Raw genomic sequence first — 16531 nt, 5'->3', positions numbered from 1 at the left:
AGTATTTTCCCTTTCTTGCACTGTGCGGGAACGTCATATCCCTGGTTACTGTGATGGACGAAATTTCAGAGAGGTTGGTTCTTGAAAAAGAGGGTCGGCTCTCAACGTCTGCTATTGAATAGCACTTTTGCGCCATCCACTTTTGTGGCATCCACTTTCGTGGCATCGCTCCCCAAAAGGTGGAATGGCTGTGCATAACCATGACGGTACATCCTTAGATTGTTCTCATCATTCTCTCCCGGGCTCTCAGAGCAGCACAGCGCCGCCCCGAAAGGACCACCATTATGACGCACGACCTCATTCTCGGCGCAGTCTTCGTTGCTATGCTCATCGGCCCTGCTATTGTTGCCGCCCGAGCAGGCGGAAAGACTGACTCGCAATAAAGCAGTTCTCCTAAAAAGGTGCAGAGCGAAGTTTCGGCAGTTTGCGCCGTTTTCCTTCGAAGAAAACGGCATTCGCAGATCTATCCAACACCACGGTCTTCGGAGAATTGCTCTAACGCTGGCATCAGGCTCGCCAATATCCAGGCGAGTGCTCCTTTTCAGAACGGTATAGTCCCGTTGTCGGAATGGACGTAGAGTGCAGCCATGCAAGACGTTTTTCAGGTTGGACTATACCTTGTACTCATTGGGCTACCGGTAGTGCTCGCATTTCGCGGCGGGCGCGAGAAGGTTGCAAAATCGGCATCCACCGCTGAACTTCCGAGTTTGGAGAGCATGACCCTGACGCCCCGGCGCGTCAACCGGAAGAAGCCTCTTACCCGTCACGCTGTAACCGCGATGCGGCGGTAGTGTGTCGTCAAGCTCCTGACACGCAGATCGAGAGTATTTTCCCTGTGGGTGTGGTTACAGGATTAGGAGAATTGCTCTAATCCAGTCCGGCCAGTTCCCTTGCGCGGATAAAAATCTTTGAAAACATCGTTGTGTTCAGCTTCCCAGTGAGTGTGTTTCGCAGCGAAGGGTGGTAGCTCGTAATCAGATGCACGCCGCTGGGCAGAACGTACTCCGCGCCGTGGCCGAAGGTGAAACCTCGCTTGCTGGCAAGCTCACCGGTATTAACCAGGTGAGCCAGATATCCGTCGAAGGCAATTTTTCCCAGGCAAACGACAACCTTTACCCGTTTGAGCGAAGCAATTTCAGCGGTGAGGTGGGGTGAGCAGTTCCGGATCTCCTGCGGTGTAGGCTTGTCGCCCGGCGGCGCACACCGCACCACGGACGCGATGTAGCTATGCTTCAGCTTCAGACCGTCGTTACGATGCGTTGCCATCGGTTTGGAGGCCAGTCCCATGGCATGCAGTACCGGGTACATAAAGTCTCCAGAACCGTCCCCGGTAAAAGGACGCCCTGTACGGTTGGCTCCATGGGCTCCCGGCGCCAGCCCGAGAATAAGGATCCGCGCCCTGGGGTCTCCGAATCCGGGCACAGGCTTGGCCCAATAGGTCTGGTCCAGATAGGCGCGCCGCTTTGTCTCTCCAATTCCCTTGCAGTAGGTACGAAGCCGGTCACACCGTTCGCAGGCAACAATTGACTGAACCACCTGATCCAGCACGGGCAATGATAAACGGGAAGACATAAGACAGATCCACTTTCAGAATAGTGCAACCGGTGAGTGTAATTGGAGATAGACCCGAGACCGGGCTGCGTATACTAGCCGGAAGTTATGTACGAGGAGAGCAACTGTTTGTCCGAAATCTTCCCTGCCCCCCGCAGCACTGGTTCTCAGGTTTTTCGTTTCCAGACTCCTCGGCGGAATGGGCTGCGATATAGCCTTATTGCCTTTACCCTCTCAAGCTCATTGCTGTTTCCGGGTCTCGGTTGCAAGCGGGGTGACGGTGCTGCGGCCTTGAAGCGTCTGGCCAGCACCGACGACGCTGTACCGGCTGCACCCGCTGCCCCAAAATTCGGCGGGCAGGAAGCTTTGACCTTGAAACGCCTTCAGACTTACACCGGAGAGGTGCCGGAGTTTACCGCGATCACCGTACTTCCCGGGCGCGGCATGGACATCGCCTCGATCAAGGCATACCTGCCCGGCCGTGGCGAAACGGAACTTCTTAGCGCCCCCTCTCTCAGCCAGATCGCCGCTCTGATGACAGGAACAGGTTCGGATAGTCACGGAGAAGCCAATGTAGGCATCGGAGGAGCATTTCTTGTTCCCTTTGCCAACCCGCTTGCCGGCGCCGTAAGTGCCGATGGGAAGAGTCTCTCCGCGAACGTACATGGGAGAAGCGTCTCCCTGCCTGTTGTGGCCGATCCAGATCACCCGGCCGCGCCTCCGATGGCCCGATTCGGCCTATTGAGCCTCATGAGCACTTCGATTCCGCAAGTCAACACCATGCCGGATGGAAGTGAAGGAAGGGCTACCTACGAGACAGGCAACTTCGGCGGCCACTGGCCCGGCAAACTACAGGTAACCGTATCGGCCCTGCTAAGCGGTAGAGCGATCGATCTGCTCGTCTCCTCGACCAATACCGGCTCCGAACCTGTCCCTGTAAGCACCGGGTGGTATCCCCGGCTTGCTATTCCGAGCGGCAATCGCGCACAGGCCACCGTGCGTCTCCCTAAAACGTCAATCGCAGGCAACATCAGCAGTTCCTCCGACGGCTTTAATGCTCGCCAGGGCAAAGCCCTCGGAGCACAGGATCTGGAAGTCACTCTCGTCAATCCCAAGCCCGCCCTTTTCGACAATGGGCCGACCGTGGAGCTCCGTGATCCGGCGATCGACTATGGCTTACGTGTGGTGGGTATGTCCGCTTCCATCAATGGCATACGGGTGTTTGCCCCTTCCGGAAAGAACTGGATTGTGGTTTCTCCGATCGCCAATCCGACCGATTCGTCCGGCAAGCCGCTGGATGGGGAAAATGCGGATGATCTGATGCTGGCTCCAGGAAAAACGCTGCAATGGAGGGTACGCCTGGAGTTGTTCATCCCATCAACACAGGTGAAGGCAGCCAACGGCAGTTCCACGTTTGACCCCATTCCGGCGCGGCCCTAGCATTTTCTCTGTAGGTGTAGAGTAGGGCTTCCGCCTCTATGGGCGTTTTCCGCAATGAAAACGCCGCCGCACTCCTCCTCCGGAATACCCAGCAACAAAGAAAATGCTCTAGGATAGAGAGAGTCGTTTCTGTTCGCCGAGTGGTCCTCTGACCCGGCGTCGCGACGTGAGATTTTCAAACCCTGGAAGGCACTGTTTTGACCCCTACTGAGACCAACGAGTTGAACGCGGCGGAGACGCCTCAGAGCGAGACCCCGACCACCGAAGCTGCAGCGCACGATCATACCCACGACCATGATCACGATCACGACCATGCGCACCATCATCATGGTCCGGTGCTAAACCCCGATCTGACGCGCGAGATCTCGGTAGAAGCCCCGGTAGAAGCCGTGGACGCTGCCTTCGATAAAGTTGTTCGCAAGTTCCAGAAGCAGGCTCGCATTCCGGGCTTCCGTCCGGGCAAGGTTCCGGCCAGTGTCATCAAGCGCAAGTTTGCCCAGGATGTCCGCCAGGAAGTCATGGAGCAGCTTGTCAGCGAGCGCTTCCGCCTCGCTCTGGAAGAGCAGAACGTAAACCCCGTCTCGCAGCCGCAGATTGTTGAACTGACTCTGTTCGAGGGCCAGCCGCTGAAGTTCAAGGCTGCCTTTGAAGTGCTTCCTGAGATCGACATCACCGGCTACGACTCCGTCACGGTAACGAAGCCATCCGTTGAGCTGACCGAAGAGGAGTATCAGTCGGAGCTCGATCGCGCTCTGGATTCCCAGGCAACCATCGAGCCTGTTACGGAAGATCGTCCCCTGACAACCGGTGACCTGGCCGAGATCAGCTTCACCGGCGAGATCAAGCCGCTGGCGCAGACCGTTGGCGAAGAGGGTCTGGAGAATGCAACTCCATCAGAGCCCATCACTGGTGAAGATGTACCGGTAGAGCTGGGCGGCAAGAACACGCTTCCCGCTTTCAGCGATGCGCTGCAGGGCAAGAAGCCTGGTGATGAGCTGACCCTTGAGGTCGAGTATCCGGCCGAATTCGGTGAGCCCCGCCTCGCCGGTAAGACTGTAAGCTACGACGTCAAAGTCAAGGCCATTAAGAAAAAGACGCTGCCGGAGCAGAACGATGATCTGGCCAAGCAGCTCGGCGACTACGAGACCTGGGATGAGTTCACCAGCAAGCTCCGCGAGCATGCTGCCGACCGCAAGAAGCACGCGCTCGAGAACGAGGCCAAAGAGAAACTGGTCGAGGATCTGATCGCAAAGTTTGAGTTCCCTGTTCCGGAGTCGTTCGTGCAGCAGCAGATCGATGCCCGCCTGGATCGCGGCCTGCGCGCTCTGGCAGCTCAGGGTATGAAGGCTGAGGACATGCGCAAGCTGGACTTCTCTCGTCTGCGCGCCGCACAGCGCGACCAGGCTGTCAGCGAAGTGAAGGCCTCGCTCATTCTGGACAAGATTGCCGCAACCGAGAATGTTGAAGTCAGCGATGAGGATGTGGATCGTGAGTTGCTGATTCTCTCCATCCAGTCGCGTGAACCGCTGGAGCAGTTGAAGCAGCGTTTGACGTCCGATGGCGGCCTCAATAGAATCCGGGAACAACTTCGTCGCGAAAAGACTGGGAACGTGCTCTACGACAAGCTGGCTTCGTAGACAATCAACCCGCGCCCCTGGCGCCACTACAGGTAGAGAAGAGGAGAAGTATGGGACTTGTACCCATGGTGATTGAGCAGACGAGTCGTGGCGAACGCGCCTACGATATTTACAGCCGTCTGCTCCGCGACAACATCATCTTCCTGGGGACGCCGATCGACGATCAGATCGCGAATGTCATCATTGCGCAGCTGCTGTTCCTCTCCGGTGAAGACCCGGAGAAGGACATCATGCTGTACATCAACTCGCCCGGCGGCTCGGTCAGCGCCGGCATGGCGATCTATGACACGATGCAGTACATCAAGAACGATGTGCAGACTCTATGCATTGGCATGGCAGCCAGCATGGGTGCATTTCTTCTGATGGCGGGCACTAAGGGCAAGCGTTTCGCTCTCCCCAACTCCCGCATCCTGATCCATCAGCCTCTCATCATGGGCCACGGTATTCAGGGGCAGGCGACTGAGATCGACATTCATGCCCGTGAGATTCTTCGTCTGCGTGAGCGCATGAATACCATCATGGCGAGCCACACCGGTCAGACGTTCGAACAGATCGAGCGCGATACTGACCGTGACTTCACCATGAGCGCCCAGCAGGCCAAGGATTATGGTCTGATCGACGATATTATTGACCGCACGCGCGGTTGATTTGAAATGCGAATCCAATCGGCGTAAAGTGAGACGCCCGGGGAGAACTCCCGGGCGTTTTTCCCATTTTGGATGTGGGAAATAAGGTCGATACCCGTTTCCGAAGGGACATGCGAAACGGGTGTAAACTGACAACAAGTTCCCCAGCACGTCCCGTTGTAACCAGGAGTCGCCTTACCGATGAAAACATCACGGGGCTCAGATGAATCCCTCCGTTGCTCGTTCTGTCACAAGTCGCAGGACGCAGTCGCCAAGCTGATCTCTTCTCCTTCTGACTATCCTCGCGCGTACATCTGCGATGAGTGTGTTGCCGTCTGCAACTCCATCCTCGAGGACGACCGTGGTGAAAAGCAGCAAGGCGCAGCTCCAGCGCATTTGCCCAAGCCACACGAAGTGAAGGCCTTTCTCGATGAGTACGTCATCGGCCAGGACCTCACCAAGAAGAAGCTTGCAGTCGCTGTCTACAACCACTACAAGCGCATTCAGATGAACCGGACGCGCGGCAACGATGTCGAGCTGCAGAAGTCCAACATCCTGCTCGTAGGTCCTACAGGTTCCGGCAAGACGTTGCTGGCGCAGACCCTGGCGAAGATGCTGGATGTTCCCTTCGCGATCGTGGATGCGACTACGCTGACCGAGGCCGGCTACGTCGGTGAAGATGTCGAGAACATCATTCTGAAGCTGCTGCAGGCAGCTGACGGTGATGTAGCGCGCGCTCAAAGCGGCATTATCTACATTGATGAGATCGACAAGATCGGCCGCAAGGACGAAAACCCGTCCATCACCCGCGATGTTTCCGGCGAGGGCGTCCAGCAGGCACTGCTCAAGATCCTGGAAGGCACCGTTGCCAACGTTCCTCCGCAGGGCGGACGTAAGCATCCCCATCAGGAGTTCACGGCGGTCGACACCACGAATATCCTGTTCATCTGCGGCGGAGCCTTTGTCGGCCTGGAGCGTGTCATCGCACGCCGTGTCGGCAAGAAGGCCCTTGGCTTCAAGACGTTGACGGAGCCCGAGACGCCTGCCAGCGATGTCACCCCGATCCGCGCACAGCGCGATACAGAGCTGCTGCGCCAGGCTGAACCGCAGGATCTGCTGAAGTACGGCCTGATTCCCGAGTTCATCGGACGTCTGCCGGTGCTCGGCATTCTTGACGAGCTCGACGAGGCAGCGTTGATCGAGATTCTTACCAAGCCGCGCAACGCCATCCTGAAGCAGTACTCCAAGCTGTTTGAGTACGAGGGCGTCAAGGTGACCTTCAATGCCGAGGCAGCACAGTCCATCGCGCGTGAAGCCCTGGCCCGCAAGGTCGGCGCCCGCGGCCTGCGCATGATTCTGGAAGAGCTGATGCTCGACCTGATGTACAACGTACCGGGCAACAAAAAGATCAAGGAGCTGGAGATTACCGCGGAGATGGTGAAAAACCGCGACATGACGACCTCTCTCCCTCTGGAAAAAGCCGGCTAAATAGAAGGTTCTTCAACACTTTCGTACCCATCGCCGTGGCCCGAAAGAGTCACGGCGATTTTCTTTTACGTCCACAAAGCGAGTTGCCCGGCATGTTAAGGCAAAGCGAATTACAATCATCGGAACGCCGCGGAACTGCCCCCGCATCTTAGCTGTGTGCCGACGCGTCTAATGGGAGGAATGACAGATATGAGCTCGAAAGAAGTCCTGAGCAGCGAGGTTCAAAAGCTGCCAATGATGCCCATACGCGATATGGTCATCTTCCCCCACATGATGACTCCCTTCGTCGTCGGCCGCGAGTCCAGCGTACGCGCACTGGAAGAGGCGTTGAACGGTGACCGCCGCATCTTCCTGGCGACACAGCATGACGCCACGGTAGACGATCCCAGCGCCGACGATATCTACCAGGTAGGTACGATCGGCAATATTGTGCAAAGCGTCAAAATGCCTGATGGCAACATCAAGGTGCTGGTAGAAGGCATTGAACGCGCCCGTGCAACCGAACTCAATGACGAAGATGGCTTCTTCGTTGCGACACTGCGTACCGGCCGCACCCAGCTTGAAATGACTCCACAGGTAGAAGGCCTGGTGCAGAAGGTGCACTCGCTCTTCGAACAGTACGTCAAGCTGCAGCAGTCATTGAACTACGAGACGATGGCCGCCAGCGTTCGTCTGGATGAGCCCGCCAAGCTGGCCGATATGATCGCGGCCAACCTGCAGCTTCGCATTGATGAGAAGCAGGAGCTGCTGGAGGTCTTCGCTCCTGAGTTGCGTCTGTCGCGTGTTGCCGATACGCTCGAGACCGCGATCGAAAAGCTGAACATGGACCGCACCATCCAGTCGCGCGTAAAGCGCCAGATGGAGCGCGCCCAGAAAGAGTACTACCTCAACGAGAAGATCAAGGCGATTCAGAAGGAGCTGGGCCGCGGTGAGAAGAGCGAGTTCGACGATCTGAAGAAAAAGATCGAAGCCGCCGGCATGCCCAAAGAAGCCTTCGATAAGGCGATGCAGGAGCTCAAGAAGCTTGAAGCCATGCCGCCGATGTCCGCCGAGTCGACCGTCTCGCGCAACTATCTTGACTGGCTGCTGGCGGTGCCATGGAAGAAGAAGTCCAAGGAGATCCGCTCCATTGAGCATGCAGAGAAGGTCCTGAACCAGGATCACTACGGACTGGATAAGATCAAGGACCGCATTCTCGAGTTCCTGGCTGTGCGTCAGCTGGTGAAGAATCCAAAGGGCTCGATCCTTTGCTTCGTCGGACCTCCGGGTGTCGGTAAGACATCTCTCGGTATGTCGATCGCGAAGGCCACCGGACGTAAGTTCGTCCGTATGTCTCTGGGCGGCGTACGCGATGAAGCTGAGATTCGCGGTCATCGCCGTACCTACATCGGCGCCCTTCCCGGCCAGATTATTCAGTCGATGAAGAAGGCCGGAACGAAGAACCCGGTCATCATGCTCGATGAAATCGACAAGATGGCGTCTGACTTCCGCGGCGATCCTGCTTCGGCCATGCTCGAAGTCCTCGATCCGGAGCAGAACAACAGCTTCCAGGATCACTACCTCGACGTCGAATACGATCTCTCGCAGGTGCTCTTCGTAGCAACAGCCAACGTACTGCATACCATTCCCGGCCCCCTGCAGGACCGTATGGAGATTCTGCGGCTGTCGGGCTACACCGACATCGAGAAGCTCGAGATCGCCAAGCAGTACCTGCTCAAGAAACAGCGCGAGGGGACGGGTCTGACCGAGAAGCAGGTCGTCTTCTCCGACGATGCTCTGCAGGACATTATCCGGTCCTACACACGCGAAGCCGGTGTTCGTAACCTGGAACGCGAGATCGGCAACGTCTGCCGCAAGGTGGCTCGCCGCGTCGTAAAGAACGGGCCAAAGCACAAGGAAGAGGTGACGAAGGATAACCTCTCCGACTTCCTGGGCGTACCCCGCTTCCGCGAGTCGCAGGTACAGGAGAAGAGCGAGGTTGGCCTGGTTACCGGTCTTGCCTGGACCGAGGTCGGCGGCAGCATTCTGCAGACCGAAGTACAGGTCCTGGACGGCAAGGGTAAGCTGACCACCACCGGCCAGCTTGGCGACGTGATGCAGGAATCGGCGCAGGCAGCCCTCAGCTACGTCCGTTCACGGGCGCATCACCTGGGCCTCAGCAAGGACTTCTATCGCAACATCGATATCCACGTACACGTGCCCGAGGGCGCCATTCCCAAGGATGGCCCGTCGGCCGGCATTACGCTGGCAACTGCGCTCTCCTCTGCCCTGACGAAGATCCCGGTGCGCCGGGATGTCGCCATGACGGGAGAGGTCACGCTGCGCGGCAAGGTACTGGCCATCGGTGGCCTGAAAGAGAAGCTACTGGCCGCACACCGCGCCGGCATCTTTGAAGCGATCCTGCCGGCGGATAACCGGAAGGACCTTGCCGACCTTCCTGACCTGGTGAAAAGCAGCATGAAGATGCATTTCGTCGAGAACATGGATGAGGTGCTGCAGATCGCCCTGGAAGGCAAGCTACCGGATTTGAAGGAAGAAACACCGGATGCGCTGGGGGTCCCGCTCACTGAGAGCGTCCAGCCTGTCGTCACTCATCAGTAAGCAAATATAGGAAAGAAGGCCGGGCGGTTGCCCGGCCTTCTTTTTTTGCTGGCTGCGTTTCTATACGGACTTACGCGACCCGCCGATGAAGTGCATGATCAGTGAAATCACCGCGAAGATGAGCAACAGGTGGATCAGAAAACCTGAGACATGCATCAGCGTGAATCCTCCAAGCCACGCAAGAACCAGAATGATTGCCAGAACTAGGAACATTGTTGTGCCCTCCCTTTTATCGTCAAATCCGCAACATCGCGCGGCATGCGGGAAGTAAGAGTCCCATAGAAGCTTTTTTGTTGCTTTAGCTACCTGTATTTAGCGGGATGCACCGAATGGGCAGCCCAAAGGAGTATGTTCGGCATCTATCTGATTGATCTTTCTGGAGGTTTTTTATGCTGATCCTTTTGATCGTTCTGCTTGTCCTGATGTTTGGCGCATTTCCCGCCTGGCCTTACAGCCGCGGCTGGGGCTATTACCCGAGTGGCGGTCTCGGCCTGATCGTGCTGATTGTGCTGGTGCTATTGCTCACACGCGGGACTTAGGGGGTGTCCTCTAACCGCCGGACAATTGCTATCATCGAAGGCACATCCCAGGAGTGTCTTCGATGCCGATTGCTTCCACTACCTCCGCCCTGCGACTCAGCAAGCTGGCTCCCTCCATTGTCCAGTCTGAGATCCGCGCCATGACCATCGCATGCAACGCGATCGATGGCATCAATATGTCCCAGGGCGTCTGCGATACGGATCCGCCTCATCCGGTGATTGAAGGCGCCGTCAATGCCATGCGCAATGGCTTCAATATCTATGCGCGCATGGACGGCATCGATTCTCTGCGTCATGCCATCGCGCGTAAGTTCGCACACTATAACGCCATTACGGCCGATCCCGATGGCGAAATCCTGGTCACAACCGGGACCACCGGAGCCATGCTGGCGACCTGCATGGCTCTGTTTGACCCAGGTGATGAAGTCATCGTCTTCGAGCCCTTCTACGGCTACCACGTCAATATGCTGTTGGGGCTGAACCTGAAGCCCGTCATCGTTCCGTTGACAGCGCCCCGCTGGGACTTCGATCCCGAAGCTCTGGCCAACGCCATCACGCCGAAGACACGCGCCATTCTCGTCAATACACCCGGCAACCCGTCAGGCAAGGTCTTCACGCGTACGGAGCTGGAGGCGCTGGCGGCCATCGCAATCGATGCCGATCTCTTTGTCATCACCGACGAGATCTACGAGTACTTCCTGTACGACGGTCACGAGCATATCTCTCCGGCGACACTGCCCGGCATGGCGGAACGGACGATTACCATTGCCGGCTTCTCCAAAACCTTCTCCGTCACCGGATGGCGCCTTGGCTACCTGCACGCCAGCAAGCGCTGGACGCCGTCAATTGCCTACTTTCACGATCTGCTGTTCATCTCGGCTCCAGCGCCGTTGCAGCATGGTGTTGCCGCGGGCCTGTGCGACCTCCCTGACAGCTTCTACACCGAGATGCGGACCGAGTACGTCGCCAAGCGTGACAAGACCGTCGCAGCGCTATCTGACGCCGGCCTTACACCCACCATTCCACAAGGTGCGTATTACATCCTTGCCGATGTCTCGCGGGTTGAAGGCTCCACCTCCAAGGAGAAGGCACGTAACCTGCTCAAGCAGGTCGGTGTGGCTGCCGTGGCGGGGTCAGCGTTCTTCCGTGCGGGTAAAGGGGAAAATCTCTTGCGTTTCTGCTATGCAAAGAAGGATGACGCTCTGGACGAAGCCTGCAGACGATTGAGATCACTCTAAAGCCCACATCAATGAAGCTGACCTCAAAGGTAATGAAGAATGTCTCTGTCACACTTTGTGTCAGTGGCTTTCTTGTACTGATGGCCAGCTTCGTTGAAGTGCTTCTTCCATTCGCCAGAACAGCTGTCTGGATCATATTTCCGCTCGCAATGCTGGTGAGCATCACAGAAGGTTTCCCACCGAAAAAGTCTTTCTGGTCTCGTTATCCGTTATGGGTGCCCCTCTGGCTGAAGATTATCGATGCCGTTATGGTCTTGCTCGGATTTGTCTACTTCCTGACCATTGCATCCAGGGAACATGCAAGTAACGATCGTTATCGCTTCTTCACCTTTGTCGCGATTCAATGCATCGATACGATCCGCAGCCTACTGGCACTCGAAAGGAAGCTGCGACCTCTCACTCCATCGCTGGGATGATTTGTCCTCACCTGAGACCCTCGATAAACGGCTCGATGCTATCCGTGATGAGCATTTCCCTGCCCTCTCGCAGAAGCACAAGTAGGAGAAAAAGCAGCCGTCCAGTGCTCAAGCATACGAAGGTTCTGTTTGACCCCAAAGCAAAAGCCCGCCATCTGGCGGGCTTTCTTACTTCAAGCGGAACGAAGCCTTACACACACCCACCGGCGATCGACGGAATCAACATGATCTCGTCTCCATCTTCGAAGGTATGCGACTCGCCACCGAGGAAGCGGATGTCCTCATCGTTCACGTAGACATTGATGAACGGGCGCAGCTTGCCCTGCTCGTCCTTGATATGCGCACCAAGCGCCGGGAACTTCACACCCAGGTCATCGACCAGGCCCGGAAGATTGGTAGCGACGGAGTCAACCTTCTTCACACCATCGGTGTGGCGGATAAAGGCGGTAGGCAAAAGTACTTTGATTGACATTGAATCTTCCCTGCTCTTTCTGTTTCTCGTCTACTGAGCTACCAGCTCGGCCTCTTCCGCAGCGGGCAGACCGTCCAGCTCGCACAGATAAGCGTCAAACTCGGCCAGCCGCGGCTTCACCGCGCGTCCGATGTCGTAGCGGCCCTGCAGCACATCGGTGGTCTTCAGGCCGTTGCCGGTAATGCAGACCACTGTGGTCTCGTCCTTACCAATGCGGCCCTGTGCGAAGAGCTTCGCGGTCACAGCCGTGGTTACGCCGCCTGCCGTCTCCGTGAAGATACCTTCGGTCTCCGCCAGCTCCTGAATGCCGGAGACGACTTCGACGTCGGAGACATCCTCACCCCAGCCGCCGGTATCGCGGATCAGACGGGCCGCATATGGGCCGTCGGCCGGATTACCAATCGCCAGCGAGCGGGCGATGGTGTTTGGCTTCTGCGGCTCATGGCGGTCGAGGTTGTTCTTCACCGCGTGTGTAATGGGCGAGCAGCCCGTAGCCTGCGCCCCGAAGAACTTCACGTGTTTCGCCTCGACGATACCGAGATACACCAGCTCGTCGAAGGCCTTCTTGATCTTGCGGATCAGCGATCCGCCGGCCATCGGCACCACGACGTTGTCGGGCAGACGCCAGCCGAGCTGCTCGGCGATCTCATAACCCATCGTCTTCGAGCCCTCGGCATAGTAAGGCCGCAGATTCACATTGACGAAGCCCCAGTTGTACTGGTCGGCGATCAACGAGCAGAGACGGTTGACGTGGTCGTAGTTGCCGTCGATGCGCACCAGGCGCGCACCGTAGATCAGTGTATTCAGAATCTTTGCCGGCTCGAGGTCAGCCGGAATCAGGATGCAGCTCTTCAGCCCCAGCCGGGCGGCCTGCGCAGCCACCGAGTTTGCCAGGTTGCCCGTCGAGCTGGCGCCGACAGTGTCGAAGCCGAAGGAGCGGGCATTGGCCAGGGCCACGGCGACGACACGATCTTTGAAGCTCAGTGTCGGGAAACAAACAGCATCGTTCTTTACGTAGATATCGGAAGCGCCGAGACGCTTGCCCAGGTTGTTGGCCTTGACCAACGGTGTGAAGCCAACCGGAAGATCGGGCTGGAAGCCCTCAGGAATGGGAAGCAGCGCACGATAGCGCCAGATGCTTGCAGGCCCGGCAGCAATGGACTCCCGGGTCACGCTACCCTTCACCGCATCGAGGTCGTAAAAGACTTCAAGCGGCGAAAAGCACTCATCGCAGATTGAAAGCGGCTGCTTGCCGTAGCTCTTGCCGCACTCTTTACACTTCAGATCGTAGGGCGCACACGCACCAGAAGACATAGGGCCTTGCTCTCCATGTGGAGGAGGGTTCTGCGTGTGACTGTCTCTCTGGAAGTGGCGCTCTTAACTCAGGAACGAGGAGCGCGGGGTGGGAACTTGCAACTTTCCTACTCCGAATCTCATGTTCCCTGTCGCCAGGAGAGAGTTGACACCGGTACGCCTTTGTTCTGTCCGGTTGTCGTGGTGTCACAGGGCTCGTCCCTCAACCACTCTTCATGAAATTCGCGCTTACCCTTGCGGGCTTGCTTGAATGTACTGTTTGTATCACGCTATGCGCCTCCAGACAAGCCATAGCCGCAGCCAATGGCGGCTAAGTGCAGCGAAATGCAGGAAAACCGCTCTTTTCGGTTTATCCTTCCGCCATGCCGAGATTCCTGGTCCGTACCGCCGTCCTGGCGGCTCTCGCCGTTATATTCGCGCCCCTGGCTGCGCTTCCCCTCGCCGCACAAGAGGCCTCACTAAACCCGGACGGCAAGGTCGCAGCCAGGTCCGCATGGCTCACGCTTACGGCTCAGCAGAAGTCGGACGTCTTCGCCTTCGCCGAGCCCTATAAGGACTACCTGCGGCACGCCAAGAGCGCCGGCCTTTCCACTGCGGAGTTCCTCCGACTGGCCAAAGCTGCTGGGTTCAGCGAATTCACCTCTCCCTCGCAGATCAAGCCGGGCGCCAAGCTCATCTTCGACAATCGTGACCGCGCTCTAGTCTTTGCCATCATCGGTGCTGATCCCGTAGAGACGGGCACACGCATCGTCGCCACCCACCAGGACTCACCCCATCTGAACCTGAAGTCGCGCCCGGTTGTCGGCGCTCCGGGCTCCGTTGCTCTGCTGAAGACCACCCTCTACGGCGGCATCAAGAAGTACCAGTGGTCGAATCTTCCGCTGGCATTGGTCGGTCGCATCGATACCACCGACGGCCGGCACCTGCAGGTAAATATCGGCTTCGCTCCCGGAGATCCTGTCTTCGTCATTGCCGATGCCGCGCCTCACTCCGACTCGCTGTTACGCACCCGCACCTACACCACCGTCCTCGCGGGCGAGGAAATGAATCCGGTCGCCGGTTCGATTCCCAGCGAGAAGAGCTCTGTCGCCGACCAGGTGATGGCCGCCCTGCGTGCGAAGTTCAACATCAAGGACGAGGATCTTGTTGCCGCTGAGCTGGAACTTGTGCCGGCAACACAACCCGCCGACGTCGGTATCGACAGCGGACTGACCGGAAGCTGGGGTCAGGATGACAAGGCGCTCAGCTATGCAGCCTCACGCGGCATCTTCGATCTGAAAGGCACGCCGAAGAAGACCGCGATGGTCTACGCTACCAATTTCGAAGAAGTCGGCTCCATCAACAACACTGGCGCCAACTCGCAATTCCTCGACACGGTCTTTACGGAACTGATGGACGCGCAAAAGAAAGGGGCTTCGGCACTCGATGTCCGTCATGCGCTACGCAACGCCGCCGTGCTCTCGGCCGATTGCAATGACGGCGTAAACCCGCTCTTCCCCGGTAACTCAGAAGCATCGAATGCGGCGGTCGTCGGCTATGGTGTGACCATCAAACGCTATGGCGCAGGCTTTGATCCGAACGCAGAGTTCACCGCCCGCATCATCGCTCTGCTCGACAAGAACAACATCGCATGGCAGACGCAGACGCCGCGTGTCGAAGTTGGTGGAGGAGGCACGATTGGAGGCTTCCTCTCGGCGCGGAACATGGAAGTGCTGGACGTCGGTATTCCGCTGCTCAGCATGCATGCGACTTACGAGATGAGCTCAAAGGTAGACCACTGGTCCATCTATAAATTCTTCGGCGCCTTCTATGGAATGGAGTGATATCGCACTATCGCGGGCTAATCACCTAATTGGTGGCTCCCGGGTCATTCCACCCGATTCGCGCGTAGCGCGAATGCATTGCTTAAGGGGACGGCTTCAGCTGTCCCGTATCAGGGACTGAAAGAACCGGCTTTAGCCGCTGAGGCTAGGAGGAAGTGTATTTGGATCTGATCCTAAGCAGATTTCTCCGCTTCCCTACAAAATGACACCCTGAAGGATCAACGCCCAGCGAGCGCATTTCCCTGTAGGTGTAGTGTAGGGCTTCCGCATCTATGGTCGTTTCCGCAATGAAAACGCCACTGCACTCCTCTTCCGGGATACAGCGACAGGGAAAATGCTCTAATCCAGCTTGACCATCTCTTTTACACCTTCAACGAAGCTGGCTGGATCGAACTCCATGCGGAGAATGTCGTCGGGGCAATCCGTCATCAGGGCCACGCGCCAGTTGCATACAAAGGCCACAAGCTGATCGGGCTGCACTGTCTTAAGCTCGCTGCAGAACGCTTCCGCCTCGGCGATACCCGGGTCGCCTTCTACATCCATCAACACGAGATCGTAGTGCTTCTGCCAGAAGCTCGAACGTCCTTCGTCCACACTCATGACCGAATCCACTTCATAGCCTGAGAGGCGCAGGATCTGATCGCGCAGGGGGCGCAGCATGTCTCGCTTACAGACATGAAGAATAGCTTTCCGATGGGGTGAATCCATAAGGGAGGTGCTTGCCTGGTTGGGGGAACGAATGCTATTTCTTTCAGCAAAGAAGGGCTCACCAAAGACCCTTAGGCCAGGACTTCGGACTTCTCTTCCGCGGAACCGGTATGCGCCGGCAGAGCCTGCATCGGCACCAGCAGGTCTTCCTTACGCATCACCAGGGAGGTAGCGTTCAGGCTGGCCAGCTCAAAGCCGTGGCCATGCGTGATCGCGTCCGTCGGGCAAGCCTCAACGCAATAACCGCAGAAGATGCAGCGGTTGTAGTCGATGTTGTAGACCTTGGCGTACCGCTCCGAAGAGCTAATGCGCTTCTGCTCCGTGTTGTCCGCCGCTTCGATAAAGATGCAGTTGGAAGGGCAAGCGGCAGCGCACAGGAAACATGCCACGCACTTCTCCAGGCCGTTCTCGTCACGCTGTAACTGGTGCTTACCGCGGAAGCGCTCCTGGAACTGAGCGCCGCGCATCGGTCCAGGACCGTCGGGGTAATTTTCTACCTCGGTGGGCTGCAGCATTTCCTTGAAGGTGATGCTCATGCCTTTGGCAATCGCGGCGACGTTGCTGACGATAGACATAGTTTGAGTATATGCCACACCGGGGTTACGCTGGTATTCGCCATGCGCCCAACCATCCTTGCTCTCGCCTGCATTTTCATCGGCTTGCCCGTCTTCGCCCAGG

15 protein-coding genes and 1 riboswitch are annotated in these 16531 nt (G+C 57.4%); of the genes, 9 read left to right on the top strand and 6 right to left on the bottom strand.

Annotation, left to right across the window (positions count from 1 at the left end; genetic code table 11):
• Window positions 1-867: 867 nt before the first annotated feature.
• A complete protein-coding gene (locus OHL21_RS03575) occupies window positions 868-1572 on the bottom strand; it encodes a uracil-DNA glycosylase (RefSeq protein WP_263415869.1) in 705 nt (234 codons plus the stop codon).
• A 351-nt stretch (window positions 1573-1923) separates the two neighbouring features.
• Between OHL21_RS03575 and OHL21_RS03570 the strand changes: the two genes are divergently transcribed.
• The 5 genes from OHL21_RS03570 to lon all read left to right on the top strand — a co-directional run bounded on the left by OHL21_RS03570 (window position 1924) and on the right by lon (window position 9343).
• Complete coding sequence (locus tag OHL21_RS03570; protein ID WP_263415868.1) at window positions 1924-2991, top strand: aldose epimerase family protein; 1068 nt, start codon at window positions 1924-1926, stop codon at window positions 2989-2991.
• A 197-nt stretch (window positions 2992-3188) separates the two neighbouring features.
• Window positions 3189-4628: a trigger factor gene (gene tig / locus OHL21_RS03565; protein WP_263415867.1), complete on the top strand. Its 1440-nt coding sequence runs from the start codon at window positions 3189-3191 to the stop codon at window positions 4626-4628.
• A gap of 50 nt (window positions 4629-4678) precedes the next feature.
• Complete coding sequence (gene clpP, locus OHL21_RS03560; RefSeq protein ID WP_263415866.1) at window positions 4679-5275, top strand: ATP-dependent Clp endopeptidase proteolytic subunit ClpP; 597 nt, start codon at window positions 4679-4681, stop codon at window positions 5273-5275.
• A 180-nt stretch (window positions 5276-5455) separates the two neighbouring features.
• Window positions 5456-6742 carry an ATP-dependent Clp protease ATP-binding subunit ClpX gene (gene clpX / locus OHL21_RS03555; RefSeq protein WP_263415865.1) on the top strand — a complete coding sequence of 429 codons (1287 nt, stop codon included), beginning with the start codon at window positions 5456-5458 and terminating at the stop codon, window positions 6740-6742.
• A gap of 189 nt (window positions 6743-6931) precedes the next feature.
• Complete coding sequence (lon, locus tag OHL21_RS03550) at window positions 6932-9343, top strand: endopeptidase La (RefSeq protein ID WP_399257171.1); 2412 nt, start codon at window positions 6932-6934, stop codon at window positions 9341-9343.
• Window positions 9344-9403: 60 nt separating this feature from the next.
• Here lon and OHL21_RS03545 read toward each other — a convergent pair whose 3' ends face one another.
• Window positions 9404-9556, bottom strand: coding sequence for a lmo0937 family membrane protein (locus OHL21_RS03545; protein ID WP_263415863.1), 153 nt, complete (start codon window positions 9554-9556; stop codon window positions 9404-9406).
• Between the two features lie 176 nt (window positions 9557-9732).
• Here OHL21_RS03545 and OHL21_RS03540 point away from each other — a divergent pair, with 176 nt between their 5' ends.
• The 3 genes from OHL21_RS03540 (at window position 9733) to OHL21_RS03530 (ending at window position 11536) form a co-directional block, all read left to right on the top strand.
• Window positions 9733-9882 (top strand): DUF3309 domain-containing protein, encoded by a 150-nt coding sequence (locus OHL21_RS03540; RefSeq protein ID WP_263415862.1) that lies wholly within the window; start codon window positions 9733-9735, stop codon window positions 9880-9882.
• A 62-nt stretch (window positions 9883-9944) separates the two neighbouring features.
• Window positions 9945-11120: a pyridoxal phosphate-dependent aminotransferase gene (locus OHL21_RS03535; RefSeq protein WP_263415861.1), complete on the top strand. Its 1176-nt coding sequence runs from the start codon at window positions 9945-9947 to the stop codon at window positions 11118-11120.
• Between the two features lie 11 nt (window positions 11121-11131).
• Window positions 11132-11536 carry a hypothetical protein gene (locus OHL21_RS03530; protein WP_263415860.1) on the top strand — a complete coding sequence of 135 codons (405 nt, stop codon included), beginning with the start codon at window positions 11132-11134 and terminating at the stop codon, window positions 11534-11536.
• A 190-nt stretch (window positions 11537-11726) separates the two neighbouring features.
• Here OHL21_RS03530 and OHL21_RS03525 read toward each other — a convergent pair whose 3' ends face one another.
• Both OHL21_RS03525 and thrC read right to left on the bottom strand, forming a co-directional pair.
• On the bottom strand, window positions 11727-12008 hold the full coding sequence (locus OHL21_RS03525) for a MoaD/ThiS family protein (protein ID WP_263415859.1): 282 nt from the start codon (window positions 12006-12008) through the stop codon (window positions 11727-11729).
• A gap of 30 nt (window positions 12009-12038) precedes the next feature.
• Window positions 12039-13322, bottom strand: coding sequence for a threonine synthase (gene thrC / locus OHL21_RS03520; protein ID WP_263415858.1), 1284 nt, complete (start codon window positions 13320-13322; stop codon window positions 12039-12041).
• A 116-nt stretch (window positions 13323-13438) separates the two neighbouring features.
• A riboswitch (SAM riboswitch) is annotated at window positions 13439-13544 on the bottom strand.
• A gap of 140 nt (window positions 13545-13684) precedes the next feature.
• Between thrC and OHL21_RS03515 the strand changes: the two genes are divergently transcribed.
• Window positions 13685-15145 (top strand): zinc-binding metallopeptidase family protein, encoded by a 1461-nt coding sequence (locus OHL21_RS03515; protein ID WP_263415857.1) that lies wholly within the window; start codon window positions 13685-13687, stop codon window positions 15143-15145.
• 339 nt (window positions 15146-15484) lie between these two features.
• Here the strand turns inward: OHL21_RS03515 and OHL21_RS03510 are convergent, their stop codons facing one another.
• Window positions 15485-15805 (bottom strand): response regulator, encoded by a 321-nt coding sequence (locus tag OHL21_RS03510; protein ID WP_263415856.1) that lies wholly within the window; start codon window positions 15803-15805, stop codon window positions 15485-15487.
• 119 nt (window positions 15806-15924) lie between these two features.
• Window positions 15925-16428 (bottom strand): NADH-quinone oxidoreductase subunit NuoI, encoded by a 504-nt coding sequence (gene nuoI, locus OHL21_RS03505; protein ID WP_263415932.1) that lies wholly within the window; start codon window positions 16426-16428, stop codon window positions 15925-15927.
• Window positions 16429-16531: the final 103 nt, after the last annotated feature.

Origin of the sequence: Terriglobus albidus, from assembly GCF_025685425.1 — a bacterium.
GTDB lineage: Bacteria > Acidobacteriota > Terriglobia > Terriglobales > Acidobacteriaceae > Terriglobus > Terriglobus albidus.
This window is presented reverse-complemented; position numbering and strand designations above follow the sequence as displayed.

Bases quoted from the DNA above. Each gene is read 5' to 3' on its own strand.
- thrC (WP_263415858.1), bottom strand. From the start codon at position 13,322: ATGTCTTCTGGTGCGTGTGCGCCCTACGATCTGAAGTGTAAAGAGTGC.
- lon (WP_399257171.1), top strand. From the start codon at position 6,932: ATGAGCTCGAAAGAAGTCCTGAGCAGCGAGGTTCAAAAGCTGCCAATG.
- nuoI (WP_263415932.1), bottom strand. From the start codon at position 16,428: ATGTCTATCGTCAGCAACGTCGCCGCGATTGCCAAAGGCATGAGCATC.
- OHL21_RS03530 (WP_263415860.1), top strand. From the start codon at position 11,132: ATGAAGCTGACCTCAAAGGTAATGAAGAATGTCTCTGTCACACTTTGT.
- OHL21_RS03545 (WP_263415863.1), bottom strand. From the start codon at position 9,556: ATGTTCCTAGTTCTGGCAATCATTCTGGTTCTTGCGTGGCTTGGAGGA.
- clpX (WP_263415865.1), top strand. From the start codon at position 5,456: ATGAAAACATCACGGGGCTCAGATGAATCCCTCCGTTGCTCGTTCTGT.
- OHL21_RS03525 (WP_263415859.1), bottom strand. From the start codon at position 12,008: ATGTCAATCAAAGTACTTTTGCCTACCGCCTTTATCCGCCACACCGAT.
- OHL21_RS03575 (WP_263415869.1), bottom strand. From the start codon at position 1,572: ATGTCTTCCCGTTTATCATTGCCCGTGCTGGATCAGGTGGTTCAGTCA.
- OHL21_RS03535 (WP_263415861.1), top strand. From the start codon at position 9,945: ATGCCGATTGCTTCCACTACCTCCGCCCTGCGACTCAGCAAGCTGGCT.
- OHL21_RS03515 (WP_263415857.1), top strand. From the start codon at position 13,685: ATGCCGAGATTCCTGGTCCGTACCGCCGTCCTGGCGGCTCTCGCCGTT.
- OHL21_RS03510 (WP_263415856.1), bottom strand. From the start codon at position 15,805: ATGCTGCGCCCCCTGCGCGATCAGATCCTGCGCCTCTCAGGCTATGAA.
- OHL21_RS03540 (WP_263415862.1), top strand. From the start codon at position 9,733: ATGCTGATCCTTTTGATCGTTCTGCTTGTCCTGATGTTTGGCGCATTT.
- clpP (WP_263415866.1), top strand. From the start codon at position 4,679: ATGGGACTTGTACCCATGGTGATTGAGCAGACGAGTCGTGGCGAACGC.